Origin of the sequence: Brevundimonas sp. EYE_349, from assembly GCF_023147505.1 — a bacterium.
In the GTDB taxonomy this organism is placed as follows: domain Bacteria; phylum Pseudomonadota; class Alphaproteobacteria; order Caulobacterales; family Caulobacteraceae; genus Brevundimonas.
Map to the genome: position 1 here is coordinate 17,478 of NZ_JAHXPB010000006.1, position 24,551 is coordinate 42,028.

Sequence of the window (24,551 nt, forward strand, 5' to 3'; positions counted from 1 at the left end):
CGACCGGACTGGCGTGACGGAGCAAAGCCATGATCGACCTCGCGGTCGTCGACCTGTCCCGGCTGCAGTTTGCGCTGACGGCCCTTTATCACTTCCTTTTCGTGCCCCTGACGCTGGGGCTGTCGTTCATGCTGGTCATCATGGAGTCGATCTATGTGATGACTCGCCGGCCCATCTGGCGGACCATCACCCGTTTTTGGGGCGTGCTGTTCGGCATCAACTTCGTGCTGGGCGTCGCGACCGGCATCACCATGGAGTTCCAGTTCGGCATGAACTGGAGCTATTACAGCCACTATGTCGGCGACATCTTCGGCGCGCCTCTGGCCATCGAAGGGCTCATGGCCTTCTTCCTGGAGGCGACGTTCGTCGGATTGATGTTCTTCGGCTGGGACAAGCTGAAACCGCACGCGCACCTGTTCGTCACCTTCATGGTCGCGCTGGGCACCAACCTGTCGGCCCTGTGGATCCTGATCGCCAACGGCTGGATGCAGAACCCGGTCGGCGCCGCTTTCAATCCCGACACCATGCGGATGGAGGTCACGGACTTCATGGCCGTGTTGTTCAACCCGGTGGCCCAGGCCAAGTTCGTTCACACCGTCAGCGCCGGTTATGTCTGCGCCTCGGTCTTCGTGCTGGGCGTGTCGGCCTTCTATCTGTTGCGCGGTAAGCACGTCGGTTTCGCCAAGCGGTCGATGACGGTGGCTTCGGCCTTCGGTCTGGCGGCGTCGCTGTCGGTCGTCGTGCTGGGCGACCAGTCCGGCTATGCCCTGACCGATAACCAGAAGATGAAGTTGGCCGCGCTGGAGGCCATGTGGCACACCGAGCCGGCGCCGGCGGGTCTGACCCTGATCGGCATTCCCTCGATGAAGGACCGCGAGACCCACTTCGGCGTCCACGTGCCGTGGGTCATGGGCTTGATCGCCACCCGCACGATCGACAAGCCGGTCGAAGGCATTTTCGAACTGGTCGCCACGGCCGAGGACCGCATCGAATCCGGCGTCGTCGCCTATGATGCGCTGGAGAAGGTCAAGGCTGACCCGGCCGATCCCGTCGCGCGCGGCGTGTTCGAGACCCATCGCCGCGACCTGGGCTACGGCCTGCTGCTGAAACGCCATGTCGCCGATCCGCGCATGGCCTCGCCCGAACTGATCAAGCAGGCGGCGTGGGAGACGGTGCCGAACGTGCCGGCCCTGTTCTGGAGCTTCCGCATCATGGCCGGCGTCGGAATGTTCATGATCGCCTTGTTCGGGACGGCCTTCGTGCTGTGCACCCTGCGCAAGCATCACACGAAGTGGTTCCTGCGCCTGGCCGTCCTGGCCATTCCCCTGCCGTGGATCGCCATCGAATTCGGGTGGATTCTGGCCGAGTTCGGTCGCCAGCCCTGGGCGGTGGAAGGCGTGCTGCCCACCTTCCTCGGCGCCTCGTCGCTAACCGTGCCGCAGCTGTGGGCCACCATCGTCGGCTTCATCCTGCTGTATGGCGCGCTGGCGGTGGTCGAGGTGCGGCTGATGCTGTTCGCCATCAAGAAGGGGCCGTTCCACGAACAGGAGACGTTCGGCGAGCCCAGCCCCGAAGCGCCGGCCGAGCGCGTTCCCGCGCCCGCCGTGGCCTGACCCAAGACCTTAGGACATCCGACAATGGATCTTCCCCTCGACTTCGCCACGCTCCGCCTGATCTGGTGGGGACTGCTGGGCGTTCTTCTGATCGCCTTCGCCCTGACCGACGGCTTCGACCTGGGCGTCGGCGCCCTTCTGCCCTTCGTCGCCAAGACCGACGAGGAGCGGCGCATGGTGATCAACACCGTCGGCGCCACCTGGGAAGGCAACCAGGTGTGGTTCATCCTGGGCGGCGGCGCCATCTTCGCCGCCTGGCCCTTCGTCTATGCGGTCAGCTTCTCTGGCTTCTACCTGGCCATGTTCCTGGTGCTGTCCGCGCTGATCCTGCGGCCGGTGTCGTTCAAGTACCGGTCCAAGCGGACATCGCCGCAATGGCGGTCGTTCTGGGACTGGTGCCTGTTCATCGGCGGCTTCGTTCCGGCCCTGGTGTTCGGGGTCGCGGTGGGCAACGTCCTCTTGGGCGCGCCCTTCCACTTGGATGGCGATCTCCGGTCCTTCTACGACGGCAGCCTGCTGGGCCTCTTCACGCCCTTCAGCCTGATCGCCGGCCTGTTGTCGGCGGCCATGCTGGTGCTGCACGGCGCGGCCTGGCTGTCGGTCAAGGCCGAGCAGGGGCCGGTGCTGGACCGCGCCCGCACCTTCGGAACCGTCGCCGGCATCCTGGCCCTGGTGTTGTTCGCGGCGGGCGGTTTGTATGTCGCCTTCGGCGGTATGGGCTACCGGATCACTGGCGCACTGGACATCAACGGCTTCTCCAACCCGCTGCGCACGACCGTCGAGGCCGCGCCCGGCGCATGGCTGGACAATTACGGCCGCTATCCGTGGATGCTGATCGCGCCGGCCCTGGGCTTCCTGGGCGCCGTGATGGGCCTGATCGGGATGTGGCGTCGATCGGCCGGTATGGCGTTCGGCGGATCGTCACTGTCGGCGGTCGGCATCATCTCCACCGTCGGCCTGTCGATGTTCCCGTTCATCCTGCCCAGTTCGGTCAATCCGCAGTCCAGCCTGACGGTGTGGAACGCCTCGTCCAGCCACCTGACCCTGTTCATCATGCTGATCGTGACGGTGATCTTCCTGCCGTTGATCCTGATCTACACGACCTGGGTCTATCGCGTGCTGTGGGGCCGGACCTCGACCGCCGCCCTGAAGACCAACCCGGACCTGTACTGAGCCTTAGGAGCGCACGACCATGTGGTTTTTTTCCTGGATCCTGGGGCTTGGCCTGGCGGTCGGCTTCGGCGTGCTGAACGGCCTGTGGCACGAGTTCCACCTTTTCGACGAAGGCGACGCCGGTCTGTCCACGCCTGATGCATCGAAAGAGGGCGATGTTCCTCTCTAGTCCCGCCGTCGCATCGCCGGTCGCGTCGACCGCCGATCTGATCGCGCGCTACGACGCCAATGCGCCGCGCTACACCTCCTATCCGACGGCGGCGCAGTTCACGCCCGCCGTCGGGGCCGAGCAATGGGGCGGCTGGCTGACGCGCGCGCCGCTGGACCAAGCGGTGTCGCTTTACCTGCACATCCCGTTCTGCAAGCGGCTGTGCTGGTATTGCGGGTGCAACACTCGGGCGGTGAACCGCGAAAGCGTCATCGCCAGCTATGTCGACCTGCTGCTGCGCGAAGCCGATCTGGTGCTGGAGCGGATCGGGCGGCCCGTTAGGGTGGGCTCGATCCATCTCGGCGGGGGCACGCCCAATATGCTGGCGCCCGCTGACCTGGAGCGGCTGTTCTCCGGTCTGGCCGCCCGGTTCGATCTGGGCGACTGTTTCGAGATCGCCGCCGAACTGGACCCCGAAGTGCTGACGCCGGAATGGGTCGAGGCGGCGGGGCGGATCGGCCTGACCCGCGCCAGTCTGGGGGTGCAGGACCTGTCGCCGGATGTGCAGGCGGCGGTCAACCGGCCCGAACGGTTCGAGACCATCCGCTGGGCGGCCCAGGCCTTGCGCGCTCAGGGCCTCGTTTCGCTGAACCTGGACCTGATGTACGGCCTGCCGCGCCAGACGGCGGAACACGTCGTGACAACCCTGGGGGTGGTCACGACCCTGCGGCCAGAGCGGATCGCCCTGTTCGGCTATGCCCATGTGCCGTGGATGAAGCCGCATCAGAAGCTGATCAAGGACGCCGAGCTGCCCGACGCGCCCTTGCGTTTCCTGCAGAGCCAGGCGGCCGCGCGCTATCTGGCCGGCAAGGGCTGGACGCCGATCGGCCTGGATCATTTCGCCCTGCCGCACGACGGGCTGGCGGCGGCGCAACGCAGCGGCCAGCTGCGTCGCAACTTCCAGGGCTACACCACCGACCAGGCGCCCGTTCTGATCGGACTGGGCGTCTCGTCGATCAGCCGCACGCCGGACGGCTATGTCCAGAACCTGTCGCTGGAGCGGGAGTGGCGGGCCGCCGTCTCCGCAGGCCGTCTTGCGGCGGCGCGGGGCGTGGCGCTGAGCGCGCAGGACGTGTTCGTGGGCGCGATTATCGAGCGGTTGATGTGCGACTTCGCTGTCGATGTAGCCGAGGTCGCCGCGCGCCATGACCGCCCCGTCGCAAGCGTCGCGGGCGCCTGGACCATCCTGGAACGGTTCGCCGAGGACGAGCTGATCGAGATCGACGGCCAGCGATTGAGTGTCACGGCGCTTGGCCGTCCGTTCGTTCGCGCCGTGTGCGCCGCCTTCGACCCGGCCGCCGTCGCGATCGCCAACCGTCATGCGCGGGTGGTCTGACGCTCGGATCGGAGCGGGTGGGGCGCGCTTTCGGCGCGCATCGTGCGCGCGGCTGGGGATTTCGTCGTAATCAGAGGCAAAAACCGCCTTTCGCGCTGGTCCGGGTGGTCGCAGGCGCGCTAATCGCTTGGCAGGCCATTCATAGGCCCACACCCCGAACGACGAGCCAGTCATGTCCGAAGAATTCTACCGCATGAAGCGGTTGCCGCCCTATGTCATCGCCGAGACCAATGCGATGCGAGCGGCCGCACGCGCAGCGGGCGAGGATGTGATCGACCTGGGCATGGGCAACCCGGATCTGCCGCCGCCTCAGCACGTCATCGACAAGCTGATCGAAGTCGCCAGGAAGCCCGACGCCCACGGCTATTCGCAGTCCAAGGGCATTCCCGGTCTGCGTCGCGCCCAGGCCAACTATTACGGCCGCCGCTTCGGAGTCGACGTCGACCCCGAGAGCGAGGTCATCGTCACCATGGGCTCCAAGGAAGGTCTGGCCAGCCTGGCCACCGCCATCACCGAGCCGGGCGACGTGATCCTGGCGCCCAATCCGTCCTATCCGATCCACACCTTCGGCTTCATCATCGCCGGAGCCGCGATCCGCAGCGTGCCGACGACGCCGGACGAGAAATATTTCGAGGCGCTGGAGCGGGCCATGGCCTTCACCGTGCCCCGGCCCAAGATCCTGGTGATGAACTACCCGTCGAACCCGACGGCCGAGACGGTCGATCTGGCCTTCTATGAGCGGGTCGTGGACTTCGCCAAGGCCAACGACCTGTGGATCATCAGCGACCTGGCCTATTCGGAGCTGTATTACGACGGCAAGCCGACGGTCTCGATCCTGCAGGTCCCGGGCGCCAAGGACGTGGCGATCGAGTTCACCTCCCTGTCCAAGACCTACAGCATGGCGGGCTGGCGCATCGGCTTCGCGGTCGGCAACAAGAAGCTGATCGCGGCCATGTCGCGGGTGAAGTCGTATCTGGACTATGGCGCCTTCACGCCCATCCAGGCGGCGGCCTGCGCGGCGCTGAACGGGCCGCAGGACATCGTCGAGCAGAACCGCCAGCTTTATCACCGCCGTCGCGACGTGTTGATCGACAGTTTCGGCCGTGCGGGCTGGGACATTCCCAAGCCCGCCGCCTCCATGTTCGCCTGGGCGCCGCTGCCGCCGGCGCTGAAGCATCTGGGCAGCCTGGAGTTTTCCAAGCAACTGCTGACCCACGCCAAGGTCGCGGTGGCGGCGGGCGTCGGCTATGGCGAGAATGGCGAGGGCTTCGTGCGCATCGCCATGGTCGAGAACGAGCAGCGCATCCGGCAGGCGGCGCGCAACGTGAAGGCCTATCTGAAATCGCAGGGCGTCAATGTGCCGCCCAGCCGGGAAGACTGATCAACCATGCCCTCAGGACTGATCGCGCTGCTGGACGATGTCGCCGGCATCGCCAAACTGGCCGCCGCCTCGCTGGACGATGTCGGTGCGGCCGCCGGCAAGGCCTCGACCAAGGCGGCGGGGGTGGTGGTGGACGATGCGGCGGTGACGCCGCGCTATGTCACCGGCCTGTCGCCCAGCCGCGAACTGCCGATCATCGGCAAGATCGCCCTGGGGTCGTTCCGCAACAAGCTGATCCTCATCCTGCCGGCGGCCCTGCTGCTCAGCGCCTTCGCGCCCTGGGCCATCACGCCCATCCTGATGTGCGGCGGAACCTACCTGTGTTTCGAGGGCGCCGAGAAGTTGCTGGAGGCCATGGGGCATGGCGGCCATGACGAGGCGGCGGTCCAGACGGGCGACGCCGCCGCGCTGGAGAAGACCACCGTCTCGGGCGCGGTGCGGACCGATCTGATCCTGTCGGCCGAGATAATGGCCATCGCCTTGGCCGACGTGGCCGCCCAGCCGATCCTGACCCAGGCGGCCGTGCTGGTGGTGGTCGGGGTGGCCATGACCATCGTCGTCTATGGCGCGGTCGGCCTGATCGTGAAGATGGATGACATCGGCCTGGTCCTGGCGCGCCGCGACAACGGCGGGGTGCGCGGCCTGGGCCGAGGTCTGGTCAAGGGGATGCCGGTGGTGATGAGCGCCCTGTCCGTGATCGGCACGGCGGCCATGCTTTGGGTCGGCGGCGGCATCCTGGTCCACGGTTCCCATACGCTGGGCCTGCACTGGCCCGCCGCGCCGCTGGAACATCTGTCGCACGCGGTCGCGGCGGCGACAGGACCGCTGGGGCCGGTGACGGGGTGGCTGACGACGGCTGTCGCGTCGTCGGTGGTCGGTCTGATCGTCGGCGGTCTGGTCGTGCTGATCGTCCATCAGATCGCTCGCCTGCGCGGCAAGGAATCGCATTAGGGCCGAGCCTGTCCCTCGGCGCCTGTCATGCAGATGCAATCCGCAGCCGTTAGAGGCCGCCTGCCTGTCTTTGGAGTGTCCTGCCATGTCGTCGATCAAGCCCTGGGCCCGGTCCCTGTCGCGCAAGGCCGCCCTGGCCGTGCTGGCCGCTCTGTCGATGACGGGCGTCGCCAACGCACAGGTCGCCGCGCCTAATCGCCCCGCGCCCCAGGCGTCAGCGGCGGCCCTGACGCCGCCCAAGCTGATCGTGACCATCGTAGTCGATCAGTTCAGCGCCAATCTGTTCAACCAGTACCGCAGCCGCTACGCGGGCGGTCTGCGCCGCATGGCCGATCAGGGTCTGGTGTCCACCAACGGCTATCAGACCCACGGCCTGACCGAGACCTGCCCCGGCCACTCGACCGTTCTGACGGGGATGCATCCGACCGAGACGGGCATCCCGGCCAACGACTGGATCGACACGAAGACAGGCAAGGAAATTTATTGCCTGGCCGCGCCGCAGAACCATCTGGCGCATGGGCGTGACGACACCGACAACGGCCCGGTTGGGCCTGACCAACTGGGCGTCACCACCGTCGGCGACTGGCTGAAGGCCGTCAGCCCGGACAGCAAGGTCATGGCCGTGTCGGGCAAGGATCGCGGCGCCATCAATCTGGCGGGGCATCAGGGCCAGGCCTTCTGGTTCACCGACGGGTTTGGCCTGACCACCTATGTCGAGCCGGGCCAGACGGCCGAGGCGAAGCTGGCGCCGGTGGCGGCCTTCAACACCGGCTTCAAGGCCTGGATGGCGGCGAACCCGGTGACCTGGGACTATCAGCGCGAAGAATGCCGTGCGCTGGCGGGCGACTGGACCATTCGCGGCCAGACCTTCCATTCGGTCCTGCCGCCTGCGGGTCTGAAGTTCGACACCTCGCCCCTGCTGGACGAACAGACGCTGAAGGCGGCTGAATATCTGCTGGACAGCCAGCGTCTGGGGCAGGGGGGCACGACCGACATGCTGGGCGTCAGCCTGTCCGCCACCGACCGCATCGGCCATATGTACGGCACCCAAGGGCCGGAGATGTGCGAACAGATGTATCGTCTGGATGCGGCGCTGGGCGCCTTCCTCGACAAGCTGTCTCAGGTTCCGGGCGGCGCGCTGGTGGTCCTGACGGCGGATCACGGCGGGTCGGACTTTGTCGAACGCCTGCATCAGCACGGCTATCCCCAGGCGCACCGCGTCGATCTGGCGCCGATCGCGGCGATCAACGACAGCCTGCGCCAGCGCTTCAACCTGGCCGACAATCCGTTGCAGATGGGCGGCAGCGGCCTGATGGTGGCGGACAAGCAACTGCGTTCCTTGCCCGACCCGCTGCGGACCCGGGTGGCCGAGGCCGCTGTCGAGATGCTGCGCGCCGTGCCGGACGTCGCCTTCGTGGAGACGCGCGACCGTCTGCTGGCCGATCCGCTGCCTGACAGCCGCCAGCCCGAGATGATGACGGTGCGCGAACGGATGCGCCTGTCGACCCTGGCTGAGCGTTCGCCCGACATCATGATCGCCTTCGCGCAGGTGGCGAACCTGGGGGGGCGCGTCGGCGGCACCCTGGCCGGACACGGCACCCCGTGGGAATATGACCGCCGCGTGCCGATCATCTTCTGGTGGCCGGGCGCGCATGGCGAGGAGCGGTTCGTGCCGATCCGCACCATCGACATCGCCCCGACCCTGGCCCACGTCATGGGCGTGCCCGCGCCCAAGGTCGAAGGGCGTTGTATGGATCTGAACGGGTTCGCCGTTTCGGACTGCCCGGCGACGGATACGACCCCGGCCCGATAAACTCCTGTTTCGGGGTCATAAACTCATGTTTCCCGGCGGGCTGGCGGCCTTACTCTAAGGAAGTTTCAAAGGCAAAAGGGGCGAAATCGCCCATGTCGTCCGCAAGGGTGACATTCGAGAGCTGACAGGAAACATCCATGAACAGAGCCCGCCGCGCCCGCATCGTCGCGACCCTGGGGCCCGCGAGCCGCGCGCCCAGCACCGTCAAGGCGCTGGCCCAAGCCGGGGTGGACGTGTTCCGCCTGAACTTCAGCCACGGTTCGCACGAGGATCACGCCGCCGCCCTCAAGGCGGTGCGCGGCGCAGAGATGGCGTTGCAGCGTCCGTTGGGCGTGCTTGCCGACCTGCAGGGGCCCAAGCTGCGGCTGGGGCGGTTCAAGGACGTCGAGATCGCGGTCAAGGCAGGCCACACGATGCGTTTCGACCTGGACCCGACGCCGGGCGACGAAACGCGGGTGCAGATGCCGCATCCCGAAATCTTCAAGGCCCTGCGACCCGGGATGCTGCTGCTGCTGGACGACGGCCGGGTGCGCCTGCGCGTCGGCGAACGCACCGACGACTGGGCCGACGTGACGGTCGAGAGCGGCTCCAAACTGTCGGACCGCAAGGGCGTGGCCGTGCCGGAGGCGGTGATCCCGGTGTCGGCTCTGACGCCCAAGGACCGCGAAGACCTGGCCTTCGCGCTGCGGATGGGCGTGGATTGGGTGGCTCTGAGCTTCGTGCAGAAACCCGAGGACATGGCCGAGCTGAAGCGGATCGTGAACGGTCAGGCGGCGTGCCTGGCCAAGATCGAGAAGCCGGCGGCTCTGGCTGATCTGGAGGCCATCCTCGACTATTGCGACGGGGTCATGGTCGCGCGCGGCGACCTGGGGGTCGAACTGGACCCCGAGGACGTGCCGGTGGCGCAGAAACAGATCGTGCGCGCGGCCCGCAATCGCGGCGTGCCGGTGATCGTTGCGACCCAGATGCTGGAATCCATGACCAGCGCGCCCGCCCCGACCCGCGCCGAGGCCACCGACGTGGCCAACGCCGTGTATGAAGGCGCCGACGCCCTAATGCTGTCGGCCGAAACGGCGTCGGGCGACTATCCGCTGGAATCCGTGGGCATCATGAGCCGGATCATCGAACGGGTCGAACGCGATCCGATGTGGCCCAGCCTGATGGGCGCGGAACACGCCGGCATGGACGAACATGACGTGGACGCCCTCGTCGGCGCCGCGCGCATGGCCGCCAATGCGCCCTCGACAGGCTGTCTGGTGGTGTTCACGACGCTGGGCGGCACCGCCAGACGGATGGCGCGCGAGCGGCCGTTGAAGCCCATCCTGGTGCTGACGCCCAATCCGAATACCGCGCGCCGGCTGGCCCTGGTCTGGGGACTGGAGCCGCGCCTGGGCGAGCAACCGGATTCGCTGGAGGCGGTCACGGACGATGCGGTGAACAGCGCCGTGCGATATGGTTTAGCCGATCCGGGCCAGCGCATCCTGATCCTGGCCGGAACGCCGTTCGGGGCGCCAGGCGCGGCCAATCTGCTGCGACTGGCCCATGCGCCGGCGGCGACGTCGAAGGGCCGCAAGCGGAGCTAAAGCGCGATCTCGCGCCGTTCCGTCGCGCTGCGCAGGCCCGCGTCGATGATCCGCATCGTCGTCAGGGCCTGATCGGCGGGGACGGGCGGCAGGCCCTGCCGCTGATCGCGTCCCGCATTGCGGCGTAGAAGGCTGGATAGTCGCCACGCTCTGGGCTCGGGGTCGAGTGCACCGGGCAACCGTCGATCACCTGAGTCAGAACGCCCGGCGAGGGGTCGACGCCCCAGTCGGCGCCGCCGGGACGCATCCCCGCCTTGGACTGCCCCTCCTGAGCGTCCAGCCCGTGTTTGACGAAGCTGCCGCCGTCACCATGCACGACGTAGCGCAGGCCGGATTCGGCGGCGAGATGCCCCATGTTCAGGATCACTCGCAGCCGGTCGTAGCGCAGCAGGACGTGGGCGTAGTCGATGCCCGTGGCGCCTCGACGCTGGGGCTGAAGGTCGGCATAGACGCCTAGCGGCGGCCCGAACAACTGCACGGCCTGGTCAATCAGGTGAGGGCCGAGGTCGGCCCAGACCCCGCCGTCGCGCTGGTCCTTCCAGCGGTCGGTGACGATCGGGCGAAAACGGTCGTAATGGCTTTCGAACACGGCGACCTCGCCCAACTCGCCCTCGTCGATCAGGCGGCGCAGGGTCAGGAAGTCGGCGTCCCAGCGGCGGTTTTGGAACACGCTGAACACGCCCGGCGCTGTCTTCGCCACGGCGGCGACGGATTCGGCGTCGGCCAGGGTCGCAGCGAAGGGCTTGTCGACCACGACCGACTTGCCGGCCTCCAGCGCCGCAATGGCCTGTTCGGCGTGCAGGGCGTCGGGCGTGGCGACGACGATCAGGCCGATGTCATCGCGCGCCAACGCCGAGCCTAGACTAGGCAAGACCTCGACCTCGGGCAGGTCCGCGTGCACGGCCTCGGGCCGGGACGAGACGACGGCGCGCAGGTTCAGGCCTGGCGTGGCCGCGATCAGGGGCGCATGGAAGGTCTGGCCCGCCAGGCCGTAGCCTATGACAGCGACGCCGATCGGATCGTATAAGGTCATGCCCCGATCAATAGCGGTCCGGGCGCGGGCCATCCAGCACATAGGGCACCACCCCGCGCTCGTTCTCCGGCACGTGAAGGGCGCGGTCGATGGGCGGGAAGGCGCGCTGGGTGCAGTCGGTGCGCTCGCAGATGCGGCAACTGACGCCGATGCGGGTGGCCGGACCGTTCAGGTCCAGGCCGGCCGCATAGACCAGGGCCGAGGCGTGCTCGACCTCGCACCCCAGCGACAAGGCGTAGCGGCGGTCGTTGGCCAGGTATGAGCCGCTGGGTTTGGACACGCTGCGGGCGATGGAGATGTAGCGCGACCCGTCCGGCATCTCGGCCAACTGCACCCCGATCCGATCAGGCGCCGCAAAGGCTTCATGCACGTTCCACAGCGGGCAGGCGCCGCCGAAACGGGCGAACTGGAACCGTGTCGCGCTGTGGCGCTTGGTGATGTTTCCAGCCATGTCCACGCGGGCGAAATAGAAGGGCACGCCGCGCCAGCCCGGTTTCTGCAGGGTCGACAGCCGGTGGCAGACCTGTTCGAAACTGACCTGGAAACGGGTCAGTAGCCGGTCGATGTCGTGCTTTTCTTCCCGCGCCGCCTCCAGGAAGGCGCGATAGGGCAAGAGCAGCGCGCCCGCCGCATAGTTGGCAAGGCCGACGCGAGCCACCGCGCGCGCGGCGTCGGTGCGGAAGGCGGCCTGATCCAGTTCCGCCTCGATCAGGTCGCGGAAGGACAGCAGGGACAGCTGGTGCGCCAGTTGGAACGACCGGCTGGCCCCCGGCTGCCAGGCGTCCAGCGTCAGGACACGGCTGGTCGGATCATAGCGGCGCAGCGCCTCCTGCCCGGCGGCGTAGACGACCCGCACGCCGTGGGTCTGAGCCAGGGCCGTTTCCAGCGCCCGCTCGACCTGACCCGCCTGCGGCAGGGTCGCCGCCAGCGCCTCGGCCGCCGTGTCCAGCGCATCGATATAGTTGTCGCGATAGTGGAAGAAGTCGCGCACCTCCTCATAGGGCAACAGGGCGACGCTGGCGCCGTATTCGTCGCGGCCCAGGGTGTCGTCCAGCGCCTTCACCCGCTCGTCCAGACGGCGGAAGGTCTGGTGCAGCGCCAGGAACTGGCGCGCCAGTCTCGGCAGGTTGGCGACCGCCTGTTTCAGCTCTGCGGCGGTGGGCGGCTCGGCGCCGCCGGTCGTCGGCCCGGCGATGTCGGTCGTGGCTTCGCGCAGGTCGGCCAGCAGTCGCGCGTCGCCCTCCAGATCGAACAGGCTGGCGTCCACATGGAAGGCGCGGGTCAGGGCGATCAGCACCCGGGCGGTGGCCGGCCGCTGGTTCGTCTCGATCTGCGACAAATAGGAGGGCGACAGGCCCAGACGTTCGGCGCACGCCTCAAGCGTCCAGCCGCGCGCCTCGCGCAGCTTGCGAAGTTTTGCGCCGAGAAAAAGCTTCTCAGCCATTTGCAGTTTTGCAAATCATAAGAAAATCCTTTGCAAGTCGGCGCAGTTCCACACTTTTTGCAAAGTTGCGTTTGCATGTTTGCAATGAAGGCGCCACGCCTTCCTCCACGAACAAGAGGCGTAAATCCATCATGACTCAAGCCATCCTTGAAGAACTGGAGCGTCGTCGCGCCGCCGCGAAACTGGGCGGCGGGGAAAAGCGTATCGCCGCCCAGCACGCCAAGGGCAAGCTGACGGCGCGCGAACGCATCGACGTGCTGCTGGACGAGGGCTCCTTCGAGGAGACCGACATGTTCGTGGAGCACCGCAGCCACGATTTCGGCATGCAGGATCAGCGCATCCCCGGCGACGGGGTGGTGACGGGGCGCGGGACTATCGGCGGGCGGCTGGTCTATGTCTTCTCCAAGGACTTCACCGTCTTCGGCGGCTCGCTGTCGGGCGCCCATGCGGCGAAGATCGTCAAGCTGCAGAAGATGGCCCTGACCACGGGCGCGCCGATCATCGGCCTGTTCGACGCGGGCGGCGCGCGCATCCAGGAGGGGGTCGAGAGCCTGGCGGGTTACGCCGATATCTTCCTGCAGAACACGCTGGCCAGCGGCGTCATTCCCCAGATCAGCGTGATCATGGGCCCGTGCGCAGGCGGCGACGTCTATTCGCCGGCCATCACCGACTTCATCTTCATGGTTAAGGACACGTCCTACATGTATGTGACCGGCCCCGACGTGGTGAAGACGGTCACCAACGAGGTGGTCAGCCATGAGGATCTGGGCGGCGCCCGCGTCCATGCCGGCAAGTCGGGCGTGGCGGACGGGGCGTTCGAGAACGATCTGGAGGCCCTGTCGGAGGTGCGCCGCCTGATCGGCTTCCTGCCGCTGTCGAACCGTGAAAAGCCGCCAGTGCGCGAAAGCTATGACGAGCCCGAGCGGGACGAGCCGTCGCTGGACACCCTGATCCCGGCCAACCCGAACCAGCCCTATGACATGAAGGAGCTGATCCTGAAGGTGGTCGACGAGGCCGACTTCTTCGAGATCGGGGCCGACTTCGCCAAGAACATCATCACCGGCTTCGGGCGGCTGGACGGCCAGACGGTCGGGATCGTCGCCAACCAGCCCCAGGTGCTGGCGGGCGTGCTGGACATCGATTCAAGCCGCAAGGCCGCGCGGTTCGTGCGTTTCTGCGACGCCTTCGACATTCCGCTGGTGACGCTGGTGGACGTGCCGGGCTTCATGCCGGGCACCAAGCAGGAATACGGCGCCCTGATCAAACACGGCGCCAAGCTGCTGTTCGCCTATGCCGAGGCGACCGTGCCGAAACTGACCCTGATCACGCGCAAGGCCTATGGCGGCGCCTATGACGTGATGAGCTCCAAACACCTGCGCGGCGACGTCAACTACGCCTGGCCCACCGCCGAGATCGCCGTCATGGGCGCCAAGGGGGCGGTCGAGATCATCTTCCGCAAGGAGGCGGGCGACCCGGCGGCCCTGGCCGCGCGCGAGGCTGAATACAAGAACCGCTTCGCCAACCCCTTCGTGGCGGCGGGCCTGGGCTACATCGACGACGTCATCATGCCGCACGGGACGCGGCGTCGGCTGGTGAAGGCGCTGCGGACGCTGAAGAACAAGGTCCAGGAGAACCCCTGGAAGAAGCACGACAACATTCCGCTTTAAGGGCGCTGAACATGACGGTTGTCTGTGTGGAAAAAGCTCGGTCTCTAAAAGCCAAGGTAGTGATGGTCACTTTGGTCTGTGCGGTCGCTACCGCATCGGCCAGTGGGGCGGCCAGCGCCTGCTCATCGGTAAAATTCGGAGACGATGGTCGTTACGTCGGAAGTGATCTGCCGACCCAGATCGCTGCCAAGGCTGAAACCATCCAAATCGTGAGGGTGGTGGCCAAATACCTCGTCAACCGAACCTATTCGGAGGGTTCGTGGTATCTCAATTATGGAGATTTGAAGGTGCCTTCGGACTATCCCGAATTCACCGACGAGTTCGTGTTCAAGCTTGAACCGGTCGAAACGTTAAAGGTCGGCCGGCCCTTACCGGACTATCTCCAGACCGAGGATCTTCGGGTTAGGGGTTTCGGTCCACAGGTGCTTCCATCGGAGATGTTGCCGGTAGATCGGAGCACGATCAATGCCTTGCCAGATTGGTTGTCGGATCGCCCCGGCGATCAAGGGTTTGCCTTCATCGCTGCTTCCGACACTGCGGGTTTGGGCGGAGGAGAGTGCGCCAAGCCGTATATTCTTGAAGTTGGCCAAACCTTGCTGGCGTTCCGGAATTCGAATGGGGGCCTCTATCCGGCCAGTGGCGGGTTTCCGCTTCAAATCGACGTAGAGTTCCGCACTCAGAACCGGGCTCGGGAGCGTTTTCCTCTCAATATGCAGTCCCTCGTCCCTATCAATGACCCTGAAGACGCCTTTGTGGCGCGCCTGCGTCAGGCGCTTGCATTACGGCCGAACTCAACGCGAAACTGAGCCTTTCCATGTTCTCCAAAATCCTCATCGCCAACCGGGGCGAGATCGCGGTTCGGATCATCAAGACCTGCCGCAAGATGGGCATCCAGACGGTGCAGGTCTATTCGGAAGCCGACGCCGGGGCGTTGGCGGTCGAGATGGCCGACGAGGCGGTGTTGATCGGGCCGGCGCCGGCGGCGCAGTCCTATCTGCTGGCCGACAAGATCGTCGAGGCGGTGCGCCAGACGGGGGCGCAGGCCGTGCATCCGGGCTTTGGCTTCCTGAGCGAGAACGCCGGGTTCGCGCGGCGGCTGAGGGACGAGGGGATCGCCTTCATCGGCCCGAACCCCGAGGCCATCGAGGCCATGGGCGACAAGATCAGCTCCAAGAAGCTGGCGGCTGAGGCCGGGGTCTCGACCGTGCCGGGCCATATGGGCCTGATCGAAACGCCGGACGAGGCGGTCAGGATCGCCAACGAGATCGGCTATCCGATCATGATCAAGGCTTCGGCCGGCGGCGGCGGCAAGGGCATCCGCGTGGCCCATTCGGACGCCGACATGGCCGAGGGTTTCGCGGCGGTGAAGGCCGAGGCGCTGAACGCCTTTGGCGACGACCGGGTCTTCCTGGAGAAGTTCATCGTCGATCCGCGCCACATCGAGATTCAGGTGCTGGGCGACAAGCACGGCCATGTGGTCCATCTGTTCGAGCGTGAATGCTCGATCCAGCGCCGCAACCAAAAGGTCATCGAGGAGGCGCCGTCGCCCCTGCTGGACGAGGCCACCCGCGCGGCCATGGGGGCGCAGGCCGTCGCCCTGGCCCAGGCCGTGAACTATGACTCGGCCGGCACGGTCGAGTTCGTGGCGGGGCAGGACAAGAGCTTTTACTTCCTGGAGATGAACACCCGTCTGCAGGTCGAGCATCCGGTGACGGAGCTGATCACGGGGGTCGATCTGGTCGAACAGATGATCCGTTCGGCCTGGGGCGAGGCGCTGGCCTTCGAGCAGAAGGACCTGAAGATCAACGGCTGGGCCATCGAGAGCCGCATCTACGCCGAAGACCCCTATCGCGGCTTCCTGCCGTCGATCGGGCGGCTGGTCCGTTATGAGCAGCCGGAGGAAGGCGATCAGGGCGGCTATACGGTTCGCAATGACTCCGGCGTCCGCGAGGGCGACGAGATCAGCATGTTCTACGACCCCATGATCGCCAAACTGTGCGCCTGGGGCGAGACGCGGGCGGACGCGGTCGAGGGCATGGCCCGCGCCCTGGAGGACACCCATCTGGCGGGCCTGGGCCACAATGTGCCCTTCCTGGCGGCGGTGATGGATCAGGACCGGTTCAAGTCGGGCCAACTGTCGACCAGCTATATCAAGGACGAGTTCCCGGACGGCTTCCACGGGCTGAAGCCGACGGTCGAACAGGAGCGCATCCTGATCGCTTCGGCCCTGGCGATGCACGAGGTGATCGCCGAGCAGGACGGCGACCCTTCGGACCGCACCGACTGGATCGTGATGATCGACAAGACGCCGCACGGCGTGGGCCTGTCCTATGACGACGACGAGGAGATGATCCTGACCCTGACGGGCGGCGGCGACATCCGCCTGTCGGACATCGACTGGCGGCCCGGCCTGGCCCAGTTCAAGGCCGATCTGGACGGCGAGGCTTTCACCGCCGAGGTCAAGCGCGTCGCCGACGGCTTCGACATCCGTCACCGCGCGGCCAGGGCGCGGGTGCGGGTGCTGCGCCCCCATGTCGCCGAAATGTATGCTCGCCTGCCGGAGAAGGCGGTGGCGGATACCTCGAAGATGGTGCTGTCGCCGATGCCGGGTCTTGTCGTGTCGATCCCGGTGGTCGTGGGCCAGGAGGTCAAGACCGGCGAGACCGTGGCCATCATCGAGGCCATGAAGATGCAGAACATCCTGAAGGCCGAGCGGGACGGGGTGGTGAAGGCCGTCGGCGCCAAGGACGGCGATCCCGTGGCGGCGGATGATGTGCTGGTGGAGTTCGGGTGATGTCATCCTTCGCTACGCCCACGCCGCTTGAATGGCGTGAGGCGGCCCAGAAGGCCCTGAAGGACCGGCCGCTGGAATCGCTGCTGCATCTGGATGCCGACCAACTGGTGACGCGGCCGCTGTACGCCGGGGCGACCGGGGTTCAGCCGGTGTTCGCACCCCGTCCATCGGACGCCGAAGGCCGCGCGTGGGATCTGCGCACCTCGGTCGAGGGCGATGACGCCGAGGCTGTGAACGCCGCCATTCTGACCGATCTGCAGGAAGGGGCGGCGTCGGTATTGATCAGCGGCGGGGTGCTGGCGGATGCGGCGACGCTGGGCCGGGCGCTGGACGGCGTTGCGCTGGAGCTGGCGCCGGTGGCGCTGGACGCCGGGTTCGCGGGCGTCGAGGCGGCGGAGGCGCTGGCGGTCGTGGCCAAGGGTTCGCCCCGCGCCATGCTGCGCTTCCATCTGGACCCGATCTCGGCCTTTGCAGAGGCGGGCGGATCGCCGCGCGGGATCGACGACGATCTGGGCGCGGCGGCTGATGCGGCCGTGCGCCATGCGGGCGTCTATCCCGACGCCAGCCTGTTCCTGGCCAGCGGGCGCGTGGCGCATGAGGCAGGTGGATCGGCGGCGCAGGAACTGGCCTTCGCGGCGTCCGGCGCGGTCGCCTATGTGAAGGCGGCGGTCGCGGCGGGTTTGTCGGTCGAGGCGGCGCTGAAGGGCGTGGTCGTCGGCCTGTCGGTCGATCAGGAATATTTCGACAGCCTGGCGAAGGTGCGGGCCATGCGGCTGATCTGGGCCAATCTGTCCCGCGCGTTCGGGGGGCAGACGCCTGCGGTCATTGAGGCGAGGTCGTCGCGGCGGATGCTGTCGGCGCGCGACCCTTGGCCCAACCTGCTGCGCCTGACGGCGGCGGGGTTCGCGGGCGCGGTCGGCGGGGCGGATGTTGTGGTGCTGGACGGCTTCACCCGCGCCTCAGGGCGGCCCGACGCCTTCGCCCGCAGACAGGCGCGCAATATGCAGTTGGTCCTGATGGAGGAAGCCAATCTGGGCCGGGTCGACGATCCGGCGGCGGGCAGCTGGTATCTGGACGCGCGGACGCACGATCTGGCCCTGGCAGGCTGGGCCGAGTTCCAGGCCATCGAGGCCGAGGGCGGTCTGGTGGAGGCGCTGAAGGGCGGCGTCATCCAACCCCGCATCGCACGGGCGCGTCAGGTGCGAGAGGCGGCCTTGAGCCAGGGCGCGGCCCAGATCGTCGGCGTGACGAAGTACGTCGACGCCGAGGTGCGCGCGGCTCCGGTCGAAGGCGCCGAGGTCGCGGCCGCATCCGTCCAGCTTGTCTGCGAACCCTTGGCCCCCATCCGCTTCGCCGCATCCTTCGAGGAGGCAGGCCAATGACCTTTCCCGACTTCGGCAAGATCGCCCTGGACCTCGGCGCGACCGGGCAGGGGCCTGTCCGCGATCCATGGAAGACGCCCGAGGGGCTGACGGTCGAGACGGCCTATGGCCCGCAGGCGCTGGACGGGCTGGAGCAGCTTCACGGCCTGCCGGGGTTCGCCCCCTTCGTGCGCGGTCCCTATCCGACCATGTATGCGGGCAATCCGTGGACGATCCGGCAATATGCGGGCTTCTCGACCGCCGAGGAATCCAACGCCTTCTATCGCCGCAACCTGGCCGCGGGGCAGAAGGGCCTGTCCATCGCCTTCGACCTGGCGACGCACAGAGGCTATGACAGCGACCACCCTCGGGTGAAGGGCGACGTCGGCATGGCGGGCGTGGCCATCGACAGCATCTATGACATGCGGACCCTGTTCGACGGGATACCGCTGGACCAGATGTCGGTGTCGATGACGATGAACGGGGCGGTGCTGCCGATCCTGGCGCTCTATGTCGTCGCCGCCGAGGAGCAGGGCGTCGATCACGCCAAGCTGACCGGGACCATTCAGAACGACATTCTGAAGGAGTTCATGGTCCGCAATACCTACATCTATCCCCCCGAACCCTCGATGCGGATCATCGCCGACATCTTCGCCTGGACGGCGCAGGAGACGCCCAAGTTCAACAGCATCTCCATCTCCGGCTATCACATGCAGGAGGCGGGGGCGTCGGCGGATATCGAACTGGCCTACACCCTGGCGGATGGGATCGAATATCTGCGGGCCGGCGTCGCGGCGGGCATGCCCATCGACCGGTTCGCGCCGCGTCTCAGCTTCTTCTGGGCCATCGGCATGAACTATTTCATGGAGGTGGCCAAGATGCGGGCCGGTCGCCTGCTGTGGGCCGAGGCGGTGAAGCGCGAAGGCGGGGAAAACCCCAAGAGCCTGTCGCTGCGGGCCCACTGTCAGACTTCAGGCTGGTCGCTGGCGGCGCAGGACGTGTTCAACAATGTGCCGCGCACCATGGTCGAGGCCATGGCGGCGGCCGGCGGTCAGACGCAGAGCCTGCACACCAATGCGTTGGACGAGGCCCTGGCCCTGCCGACCGACTTCTCGGCTCGGATCGCGCGCAATACGCAAATCCTGCTGCAGCAGGAGACGGGGCTGACGCGGGTCATCGACCCGTGGGGCGGCAGCTATTATGTCGAGCGGCTGACGCACGAACTGGCGCAGCGAGCGCGCGCCCACATGGCCGAGGTCGAGGCGCTGGGCGGCATGGCCAAGGCCATCGAGGCGGGCATTCCCAAGCTGCGGATCGAGGAGTCCGCCGCCAAGACTCAGGCCCGGATCGACACCGGCCAGCAGACCGTGGTGGGGGTGAACAAATATCTGAACGCCGTCGTCGACGACATTCCGATGCTGAAGGTCGATAACGCCGCCGTTCTGGCCGCCCAGATCGACAAGCTGAAACGCCTGCGGGCCGAGCGGGATCAGACGGCGACCGATGCGGCGCTTCAGGCCCTGACCAATGGCGCGCGGGGGAAGGCCAACCTGCTGGAGCTGGCGGTTCAGGCCGCGCGCGCCAAGGCGACGGTGGGCGAGATTTCGGATGCGCTGGAGGCGGCCTTCGGGCGTCACGTGGCGACGGTCCAGACAGTTTCGGGCGTTTACGCCAAGGAGGCGGGACGTGACCCGCGCTTCGCCCGCGCCCGCGACATGGTGGCGACCTTTGTGGAGAACGACGGCGGCCCGCCGCGCATCCTGATCGCCAAGCTGGGCCAGGACGGCCATGACCGGGGCCAGAAGGTGGTCGCCACCGGATATGGCGATCTGGGCTTCGACGTCACGGCGGGCAGCCTGTTCCAGACCCCGGCCGAGGCCGCGCGCGATGCGGTGGAGAAGGGCGTCCATGCGGTCGGCGCCTCGTCGCTGGCGGCGGGGCATCTGACGCTGGTTCCGGAACTGAAGGCCGAGCTGGAGCGGCTGGGGCGACCGGACATCATGATCGTGGTGGGGGGCGTCATCCCGCCCTCGGACGTCCAGCCGCTGCTGGATATGGGCGCGGCGGCCGTCTATCCGCCCGGCTCGGCCATTGCGGACACCGCGGTCGACCTGATCGAGAAACTGAACCAGCGCCTGGGTTACGCCCAGCCCGCGCCCAACAAGGACAAGCCATGATCGGCGCCCTGAACCACGTCGGCGTGGCGACGCCCTCAATCGCGGACTCGATCAGGCTGTATCGGGACGTGCTGGGCGCGACGAAGATCGGCGAGCCGTTCGATCTGCCGGCCCAGGGGGTGAAGGTCTGTTTCGTCAATACGCCGACGGCCCAGATCGAGTTGATCGAACCCTATGACGAGACCAGTCCCATAGTCGGCTTCCTGGCCAACAACCCCAAGGGCGGCCAGCACCACGTCTGTTTCGAGGTCGCCGACATCCACGCCGCCGTCGCCGAGATGCGCGCAAAGGGCGTGACCATCCTGGGCACGGGCGAGCCGCGCATCGGGGCGCACGGGACGCCGGTGGTGTTCCTGCATCCGCGCGACATGGGCGGGGTGCTGATCGAGCTGATGGAGACGCCGAAAGGCGATCACTGAGCGCGCCAAGCGGAGCCTTTCAGGCGGTTCGCTCGTTGATGGCGAAACAGAGGACATGACATGATGTCGCATCGCCTGACCGCATTCGTCGCCATCGCCGCCCTGACCGGCGCGGCCGCCTGTTCGCAGCCGGCGCCCGAGCAGCCGACCGCCCCGGCCGAGCCGCAACCGGCCCAGACCTCGACCGCGCCATCGGTCGGCTACGCCTGCGAAAGCGGGGCGACCCTGCAGGTGCAATACGCCGACAGCGACAGCGCGCAACTGACCTATCAGAACCAGGCCTACGCCCTGCGCTCCGTGCAGTCGGCCAGCGGCGCCCGCTATGTCGGCGCGGGCATGGAGTGGTGGACGGCGACCCGCGACGGCCAGGAGAGCGGCACGTTGAGCCGGTTGGGGCCGGACGGGACGACGGGGGTGGCGGTGCTGGAACGCTGCTCGCGGCCGATCCCCGGCGCCGACCTGACGCCGGGACCGATGCCGACGCCCGCCCAGACGCCCACGCCGGCGCCCGGCGGCGTCCTGCCGGCCGCGATGCCTTGCAAGGGGCCGCAGCTGAAGCTGGCGGCCGGCGACGGCGACGCGGGAATGGGCAACCGGGTGCGCAACTTCAGCCTTCAGAATATCGGCGCCCAGGCCTGCAGCCTGACCGGCTATCCGACCGTGACCCTGCAGGACGGCCGCGGACGCACCCTGTCGTCGATCCGCGCGGAACAGAGCCCTGGCAGCTATTTCCGTCAGGGCCAGGCCCCGACGCCGGTCGAACTGGCGCCCCAGGCCAAGGCCTGGTTTGAATTGTCGTGGAACGTCATGCCCGACGAGACAATGCAGAAGACTTGTCCCGAGGCGGCGACGCTGAAGCTGACGGCGCCCAGCGACACCGCCGCCGTCAGCCTGCCCTTCACCTTCAGTCCGTGCGGCGGACGCATCCGCGTCAGCCCGATCCGGGCCGAGGCCAACCCGCCGCCGACGACCTGAGGCGGGTGGAAACAGATCGAAAATCGGCGTAGGTCGCGACCCATGACCCAGACCTTCTACGACCGCGTCGCCGGCGAACTGACAGACATCGAGGCGCAGGGGCTGACCAAGCCCGAACGGGTGATCGCCTCGCGTCAGGGGCCGATGATCCAGGTCGCGGGGCGCGACGTGCTGAACTTCTGCGCCAACAACTATCTGGGCCTGGCGGGCGACGCGCGTGTCGCCGAGGCGGGGATCGCGGCGCAGCAGAAGTGGGGGGCGGGAACGGCCTCGGTCCGCTTCATCTGCGGCACGCTGGAGATCCATAAGGAGCTTGAGGCCGCTATCGCGGGCTATCTCGGGTTCGAGGACGCCATCCTGTTCGCCGCCGCCTTCGACGCCAACGGCGGCCTGTTCGAACCCCTGCTGGGCGAGAACGACGCCATCGTCTCGGACAGCCTGAACCACGCCTCCATCATCGACGGCGTTCGGCTGTGCAAGGCCAAGCGGTATCGGTTCGCCAACTCGGACATGGACGAGTTGGAGGCGCGGCTGAAGGTGGCACGGGCGGCGGGTGCGCGCGACATCATCATCGCCACCGACGGCGCCTTCTCGATGGACGGCTATATCGCCAAGCTGAAGGACATCCGCGCGCTGGCCGACAAGTACGAGGCCCTGATCATGGTGGACGACTGCCATGCGACCGGCTTCCTGGGTCCCAAGGGACGCGGATCGTTCGCCCATCACGGGGTCGAGGTGGACTTCGTGACCGGCACCTTTGGCAAGGCGCTGGGCGGGGCCATGGGCGGCTTCATCTGCGCCAGGAAGTCGGTGGTCGAACTGCTGAAACAACGCGCGCGGCCCTATCTGTTCTCAAACGCCCTGGCGCCGGCTGTCTGCGGGTCGAGCCTTGAGGCGATCCGCATCGCGCAAGGCGAGGAAGGCGACGCCCTGCGCACCCGCCTGTCGGCCAACGCCCATCGCTATCGCGGCGCGATGGCGGACGCGGGCTTCACCCTGCTGGACGGCGAACATCCGATCATTCCGGTCATGCTGGGCGACGCCAAACTGGCGCAGGACTTCGCGGCGCGCGCGCTGGAGCTGGGCGTCTATGTGATCGGATTCAGCTTCCCGGTGGTGCCGCGCGGCCAGGCCCGCATCCGCACCCAGATGTCGGCGGCGCACACGTTTGACCAGATCGACCGGACGGTGGAGGCGTTCACGACAGCGGGACGGGAATTGGGCGTGATCTGAATGGAAGCGCCGGCGCATCTCGTTCGCATCGACGGGCGCACGATCCTGAGCCGCGCGGACTTCTACGCCGCCGTGGACAAGGTGGAAGGGACGCCAGACTGGATCGGTCATAACCTGGACGCCTTGTTCGACGTTCTTGTGGCGATCTGGCCCAAGCCGACGACGCTGGAGTGGACTTATGCGACAGCTTCGGCGACGGCGATGGGCGCCGACTTCGATATTCTGACCGGCGTTCTGCGGGATGCCGAAAACGAGCCCCGATCCCGCTTCACCTTTCGCGCCTTCGATGGCGAGGCCGGACCGGCTGACAAAGACTTTTAAGGAGACGCCTTCATGTCGGAAACAATGAAAGCCCTGGCCAAGACCACGCCCGGCATCGGCCTGGAGCTGATCGACGCGCCAGTGCCCGAGGCGGGGCCGGAGGACGTGCTGATCCGTGTGCACCGCACGGCCGTCTGCGGAACCGACATCCACATCTGGAACTGGGACGAGTGGTCCCAGAAGAACGTCCCGACCCCGATGATCACCGGCCACGAGTTCGCCGGCGAGATCGTCGCCATCGGCAAGGAGGTGGATCGTCCCCTCAAGATCGGTCAGCGCGTCTCGGCCGAGGGGCATGTCATCGACTTGAACTCCGAAGCCGCCCGCGCCGGGCATTTCCATCTGGACCCGAAGACGCGCGGCATCGGCGTGAACCGCCAGGGCGCCTTCGCCGAGTTCGTGGTGGCCCCGGCCTTCAACGTGATCGAACTGCCCGACGAGGTGCCCTATGAGATCGGCTCGATCCTGGACCCGTTCGGCAATGCGGTTCACACCGCCCAGCAGTTCGATCTGCTGGGCGAGGACGTGCTGGTCACCGGCGCCGGTCCCATCGGCATGATGGCCGCCGCCGTGGCGCGTCACGCGGGCGCCCGCACCGTGGTGCTGACCGACATCAACGACTTCCGGCTGGACCTGGCGCAGAAGGTGGCGCCGGGCGTCCGCACCGTGAACACCACAAAGGAAGACATCCACGACGTCATGAAGGAACTGGGCCTGAAGGTCGGGTTCGACGTGGCGCTGGAGATGTCGGGATCGCCGGTGGCCTTCAAACAGTGCGTCGACACCCTGATCATGGGCGGCGGCATGGCCATGCTGGGCATTCCCGGCAAGCCGATGGAGACCGACTGGGGTGCGATCATCCTGAAGGCCCTTACGATCAAGGGCGTCTATGGGCGCGAGATGTTCACCACCTGGCGCAAGATGCTGGGCCTGCTGAAGGCCGGTCTGGACCTGAGTCCGCTGATCACGCATCGGCTGGGTTACGCCGACTACCGCGAAGGCTTCGAGGCCATGAGGTCGGGACAGTCGGGGAAGGTGGTGCTGGACTGGGATAAGGCGGCCTGAAACG

Annotated in this window: 20 protein-coding genes; 18 read left to right on the plus strand and 2 right to left on the minus strand. The window is 67.1% G+C overall.

Annotated elements, in window-relative coordinates; genetic code table 11:
- The first annotated feature begins 32 nt into the window (after positions 1–32).
- The 8 genes from KZX42_RS11675 to pyk all read left to right on the plus strand — a co-directional run bounded on the left by KZX42_RS11675 (position 33) and on the right by pyk (position 10,058).
- The gene (locus tag KZX42_RS11675; protein WP_248119819.1) at positions 33–1,613 is read left to right on the plus strand and encodes a cytochrome ubiquinol oxidase subunit I; all 1,581 of its coding nucleotides are present in this window, start codon (positions 33–35) and stop codon (positions 1,611–1,613) included.
- A gap of 24 nt (positions 1,614–1,637) precedes the next feature.
- Complete coding sequence (cydB, locus tag KZX42_RS11680) at positions 1,638–2,786, plus strand: cytochrome d ubiquinol oxidase subunit II (RefSeq protein ID WP_248119512.1); 1,149 nt, start codon at positions 1,638–1,640, stop codon at positions 2,784–2,786.
- Between the two features lie 19 nt (positions 2,787–2,805).
- Positions 2,806–2,955, plus strand: a complete 150-nt coding sequence (cydX, locus tag KZX42_RS11685; RefSeq protein WP_248119513.1) for a cytochrome bd-I oxidase subunit CydX — start codon at positions 2,806–2,808, stop codon at positions 2,953–2,955.
- Entirely contained in the window at positions 2,942–4,330 is a 1,389-nt protein-coding gene (gene hemN / locus KZX42_RS11690; protein WP_248119514.1) for an oxygen-independent coproporphyrinogen III oxidase, read from the plus strand. Before cydX ends, hemN begins: the two co-directional genes overlap by 14 nt.
- A gap of 172 nt (positions 4,331–4,502) precedes the next feature.
- A complete protein-coding gene (locus tag KZX42_RS11695; RefSeq protein WP_248119515.1) occupies positions 4,503–5,711 on the plus strand; it encodes an LL-diaminopimelate aminotransferase in 1,209 nt (402 codons plus the stop codon).
- A gap of 6 nt (positions 5,712–5,717) precedes the next feature.
- Positions 5,718–6,662 carry a DUF808 domain-containing protein gene (locus KZX42_RS11700; RefSeq protein WP_248119516.1) on the plus strand — a complete coding sequence of 315 codons (945 nt, stop codon included), beginning with the start codon at positions 5,718–5,720 and terminating at the stop codon, positions 6,660–6,662.
- Between the two features lie 85 nt (positions 6,663–6,747).
- Positions 6,748–8,475, plus strand: a complete 1,728-nt coding sequence (locus KZX42_RS11705; RefSeq protein ID WP_248119517.1) for an alkaline phosphatase family protein — start codon at positions 6,748–6,750, stop codon at positions 8,473–8,475.
- 137 nt (positions 8,476–8,612) lie between these two features.
- Positions 8,613–10,058, plus strand: a complete 1,446-nt coding sequence (gene pyk, locus KZX42_RS11710; RefSeq protein ID WP_248119518.1) for a pyruvate kinase — start codon at positions 8,613–8,615, stop codon at positions 10,056–10,058.
- 61 nt (positions 10,059–10,119) lie between these two features.
- Here pyk and KZX42_RS11715 read toward each other — a convergent pair whose 3' ends face one another.
- Complete coding sequence (locus tag KZX42_RS11715) at positions 10,120–11,091, minus strand: oxidoreductase (RefSeq protein WP_248119519.1); 972 nt, start codon at positions 11,089–11,091, stop codon at positions 10,120–10,122.
- Between the two features lie 7 nt (positions 11,092–11,098).
- Positions 11,099–12,535, minus strand: a complete 1,437-nt coding sequence (locus KZX42_RS11720) for a short-chain fatty acyl-CoA regulator family protein (RefSeq protein ID WP_248119520.1) — start codon at positions 12,533–12,535, stop codon at positions 11,099–11,101.
- 131 nt (positions 12,536–12,666) lie between these two features.
- Here KZX42_RS11720 and KZX42_RS11725 point away from each other — a divergent pair, with 131 nt between their 5' ends.
- From KZX42_RS11725 to tdh, 10 genes are read left to right on the plus strand one after another with little or no spacing between them, the layout of a single operon-like run.
- Entirely contained in the window at positions 12,667–14,202 is a 1,536-nt protein-coding gene (locus tag KZX42_RS11725; protein WP_248119521.1) for an acyl-CoA carboxylase subunit beta, read from the plus strand.
- Positions 14,203–14,213: 11 nt separating this feature from the next.
- Positions 14,214–15,008: a hypothetical protein gene (locus tag KZX42_RS11730; RefSeq protein ID WP_248119522.1), complete on the plus strand. Its 795-nt coding sequence runs from the start codon at positions 14,214–14,216 to the stop codon at positions 15,006–15,008.
- 8 nt (positions 15,009–15,016) lie between these two features.
- On the plus strand, positions 15,017–16,996 hold the full coding sequence (locus KZX42_RS11735) for an acetyl/propionyl/methylcrotonyl-CoA carboxylase subunit alpha (RefSeq protein WP_248119523.1): 1,980 nt from the start codon (positions 15,017–15,019) through the stop codon (positions 16,994–16,996).
- A complete protein-coding gene (locus KZX42_RS11740; protein WP_248119524.1) occupies positions 16,996–18,378 on the plus strand; it encodes a methylmalonyl-CoA mutase family protein in 1,383 nt (460 codons plus the stop codon). The genes KZX42_RS11735 and KZX42_RS11740 overlap by 1 nt, the downstream gene beginning before the upstream one ends.
- The gene (scpA, locus tag KZX42_RS11745; RefSeq protein WP_248119525.1) at positions 18,375–20,534 is read left to right on the plus strand and encodes a methylmalonyl-CoA mutase; all 2,160 of its coding nucleotides are present in this window, start codon (positions 18,375–18,377) and stop codon (positions 20,532–20,534) included. The genes KZX42_RS11740 and scpA overlap by 4 nt, the downstream gene beginning before the upstream one ends.
- Complete coding sequence (gene mce, locus KZX42_RS11750) at positions 20,531–20,953, plus strand: methylmalonyl-CoA epimerase (RefSeq protein ID WP_248119526.1); 423 nt, start codon at positions 20,531–20,533, stop codon at positions 20,951–20,953. The genes scpA and mce overlap by 4 nt, the downstream gene beginning before the upstream one ends.
- Positions 20,954–21,013: 60 nt before the next feature.
- Positions 21,014–21,928 (plus strand): DUF4232 domain-containing protein, encoded by a 915-nt coding sequence (locus KZX42_RS11755; protein ID WP_248119527.1) that lies wholly within the window; start codon positions 21,014–21,016, stop codon positions 21,926–21,928.
- Between the two features lie 42 nt (positions 21,929–21,970).
- A complete protein-coding gene (locus KZX42_RS11760; RefSeq protein WP_248119528.1) occupies positions 21,971–23,161 on the plus strand; it encodes a glycine C-acetyltransferase in 1,191 nt (396 codons plus the stop codon).
- Positions 23,162–23,482, plus strand: a complete 321-nt coding sequence (locus KZX42_RS11765) for a barstar family protein (RefSeq protein ID WP_248119529.1) — start codon at positions 23,162–23,164, stop codon at positions 23,480–23,482. It abuts the gene before it with no gap.
- A 24-nt stretch (positions 23,483–23,506) separates the two neighbouring features.
- Entirely contained in the window at positions 23,507–24,547 is a 1,041-nt protein-coding gene (gene tdh / locus KZX42_RS11770; protein WP_348983634.1) for an L-threonine 3-dehydrogenase, read from the plus strand.
- The last annotated feature ends 4 nt before the right edge of the window (positions 24,548–24,551 follow it).

Excerpts from the sequence above, each read along its gene's own strand:
- cydX (WP_248119513.1), top strand. The coding sequence starts at position 2,806 with ATGTGGTTTTTTTCCTGGATCCTGGGGCTTGGCCTGGCGGTCGGCTTC.
- KZX42_RS11695 (WP_248119515.1), top strand. The coding sequence starts at position 4,503 with ATGTCCGAAGAATTCTACCGCATGAAGCGGTTGCCGCCCTATGTCATC.
- KZX42_RS11760 (WP_248119528.1), top strand. The coding sequence starts at position 21,971 with ATGACCCAGACCTTCTACGACCGCGTCGCCGGCGAACTGACAGACATC.
- KZX42_RS11700 (WP_248119516.1), top strand. The coding sequence starts at position 5,718 with ATGCCCTCAGGACTGATCGCGCTGCTGGACGATGTCGCCGGCATCGCC.
- cydB (WP_248119512.1), top strand. The coding sequence starts at position 1,638 with ATGGATCTTCCCCTCGACTTCGCCACGCTCCGCCTGATCTGGTGGGGA.
- scpA (WP_248119525.1), top strand. The coding sequence starts at position 18,375 with ATGACCTTTCCCGACTTCGGCAAGATCGCCCTGGACCTCGGCGCGACC.
- tdh (WP_348983634.1), top strand. The coding sequence starts at position 23,507 with ATGAAAGCCCTGGCCAAGACCACGCCCGGCATCGGCCTGGAGCTGATC.
- KZX42_RS11740 (WP_248119524.1), top strand. The coding sequence starts at position 16,996 with ATGTCATCCTTCGCTACGCCCACGCCGCTTGAATGGCGTGAGGCGGCC.
- mce (WP_248119526.1), top strand. The coding sequence starts at position 20,531 with ATGATCGGCGCCCTGAACCACGTCGGCGTGGCGACGCCCTCAATCGCG.
- KZX42_RS11755 (WP_248119527.1), top strand. The coding sequence starts at position 21,014 with ATGATGTCGCATCGCCTGACCGCATTCGTCGCCATCGCCGCCCTGACC.
- KZX42_RS11765 (WP_248119529.1), top strand. The coding sequence starts at position 23,162 with ATGGAAGCGCCGGCGCATCTCGTTCGCATCGACGGGCGCACGATCCTG.
- KZX42_RS11725 (WP_248119521.1), top strand. The coding sequence starts at position 12,667 with ATGACTCAAGCCATCCTTGAAGAACTGGAGCGTCGTCGCGCCGCCGCG.
- pyk (WP_248119518.1), top strand. The coding sequence starts at position 8,613 with ATGAACAGAGCCCGCCGCGCCCGCATCGTCGCGACCCTGGGGCCCGCG.
- KZX42_RS11720 (WP_248119520.1), bottom strand. The coding sequence starts at position 12,535 with ATGGCTGAGAAGCTTTTTCTCGGCGCAAAACTTCGCAAGCTGCGCGAG.
- KZX42_RS11735 (WP_248119523.1), top strand. The coding sequence starts at position 15,017 with ATGTTCTCCAAAATCCTCATCGCCAACCGGGGCGAGATCGCGGTTCGG.
- hemN (WP_248119514.1), top strand. The coding sequence starts at position 2,942 with ATGTTCCTCTCTAGTCCCGCCGTCGCATCGCCGGTCGCGTCGACCGCC.
- KZX42_RS11715 (WP_248119519.1), bottom strand. The coding sequence starts at position 11,091 with ATGACCTTATACGATCCGATCGGCGTCGCTGTCATAGGCTACGGCCTG.
- KZX42_RS11730 (WP_248119522.1), top strand. The coding sequence starts at position 14,214 with ATGACGGTTGTCTGTGTGGAAAAAGCTCGGTCTCTAAAAGCCAAGGTA.
- KZX42_RS11705 (WP_248119517.1), top strand. The coding sequence starts at position 6,748 with ATGTCGTCGATCAAGCCCTGGGCCCGGTCCCTGTCGCGCAAGGCCGCC.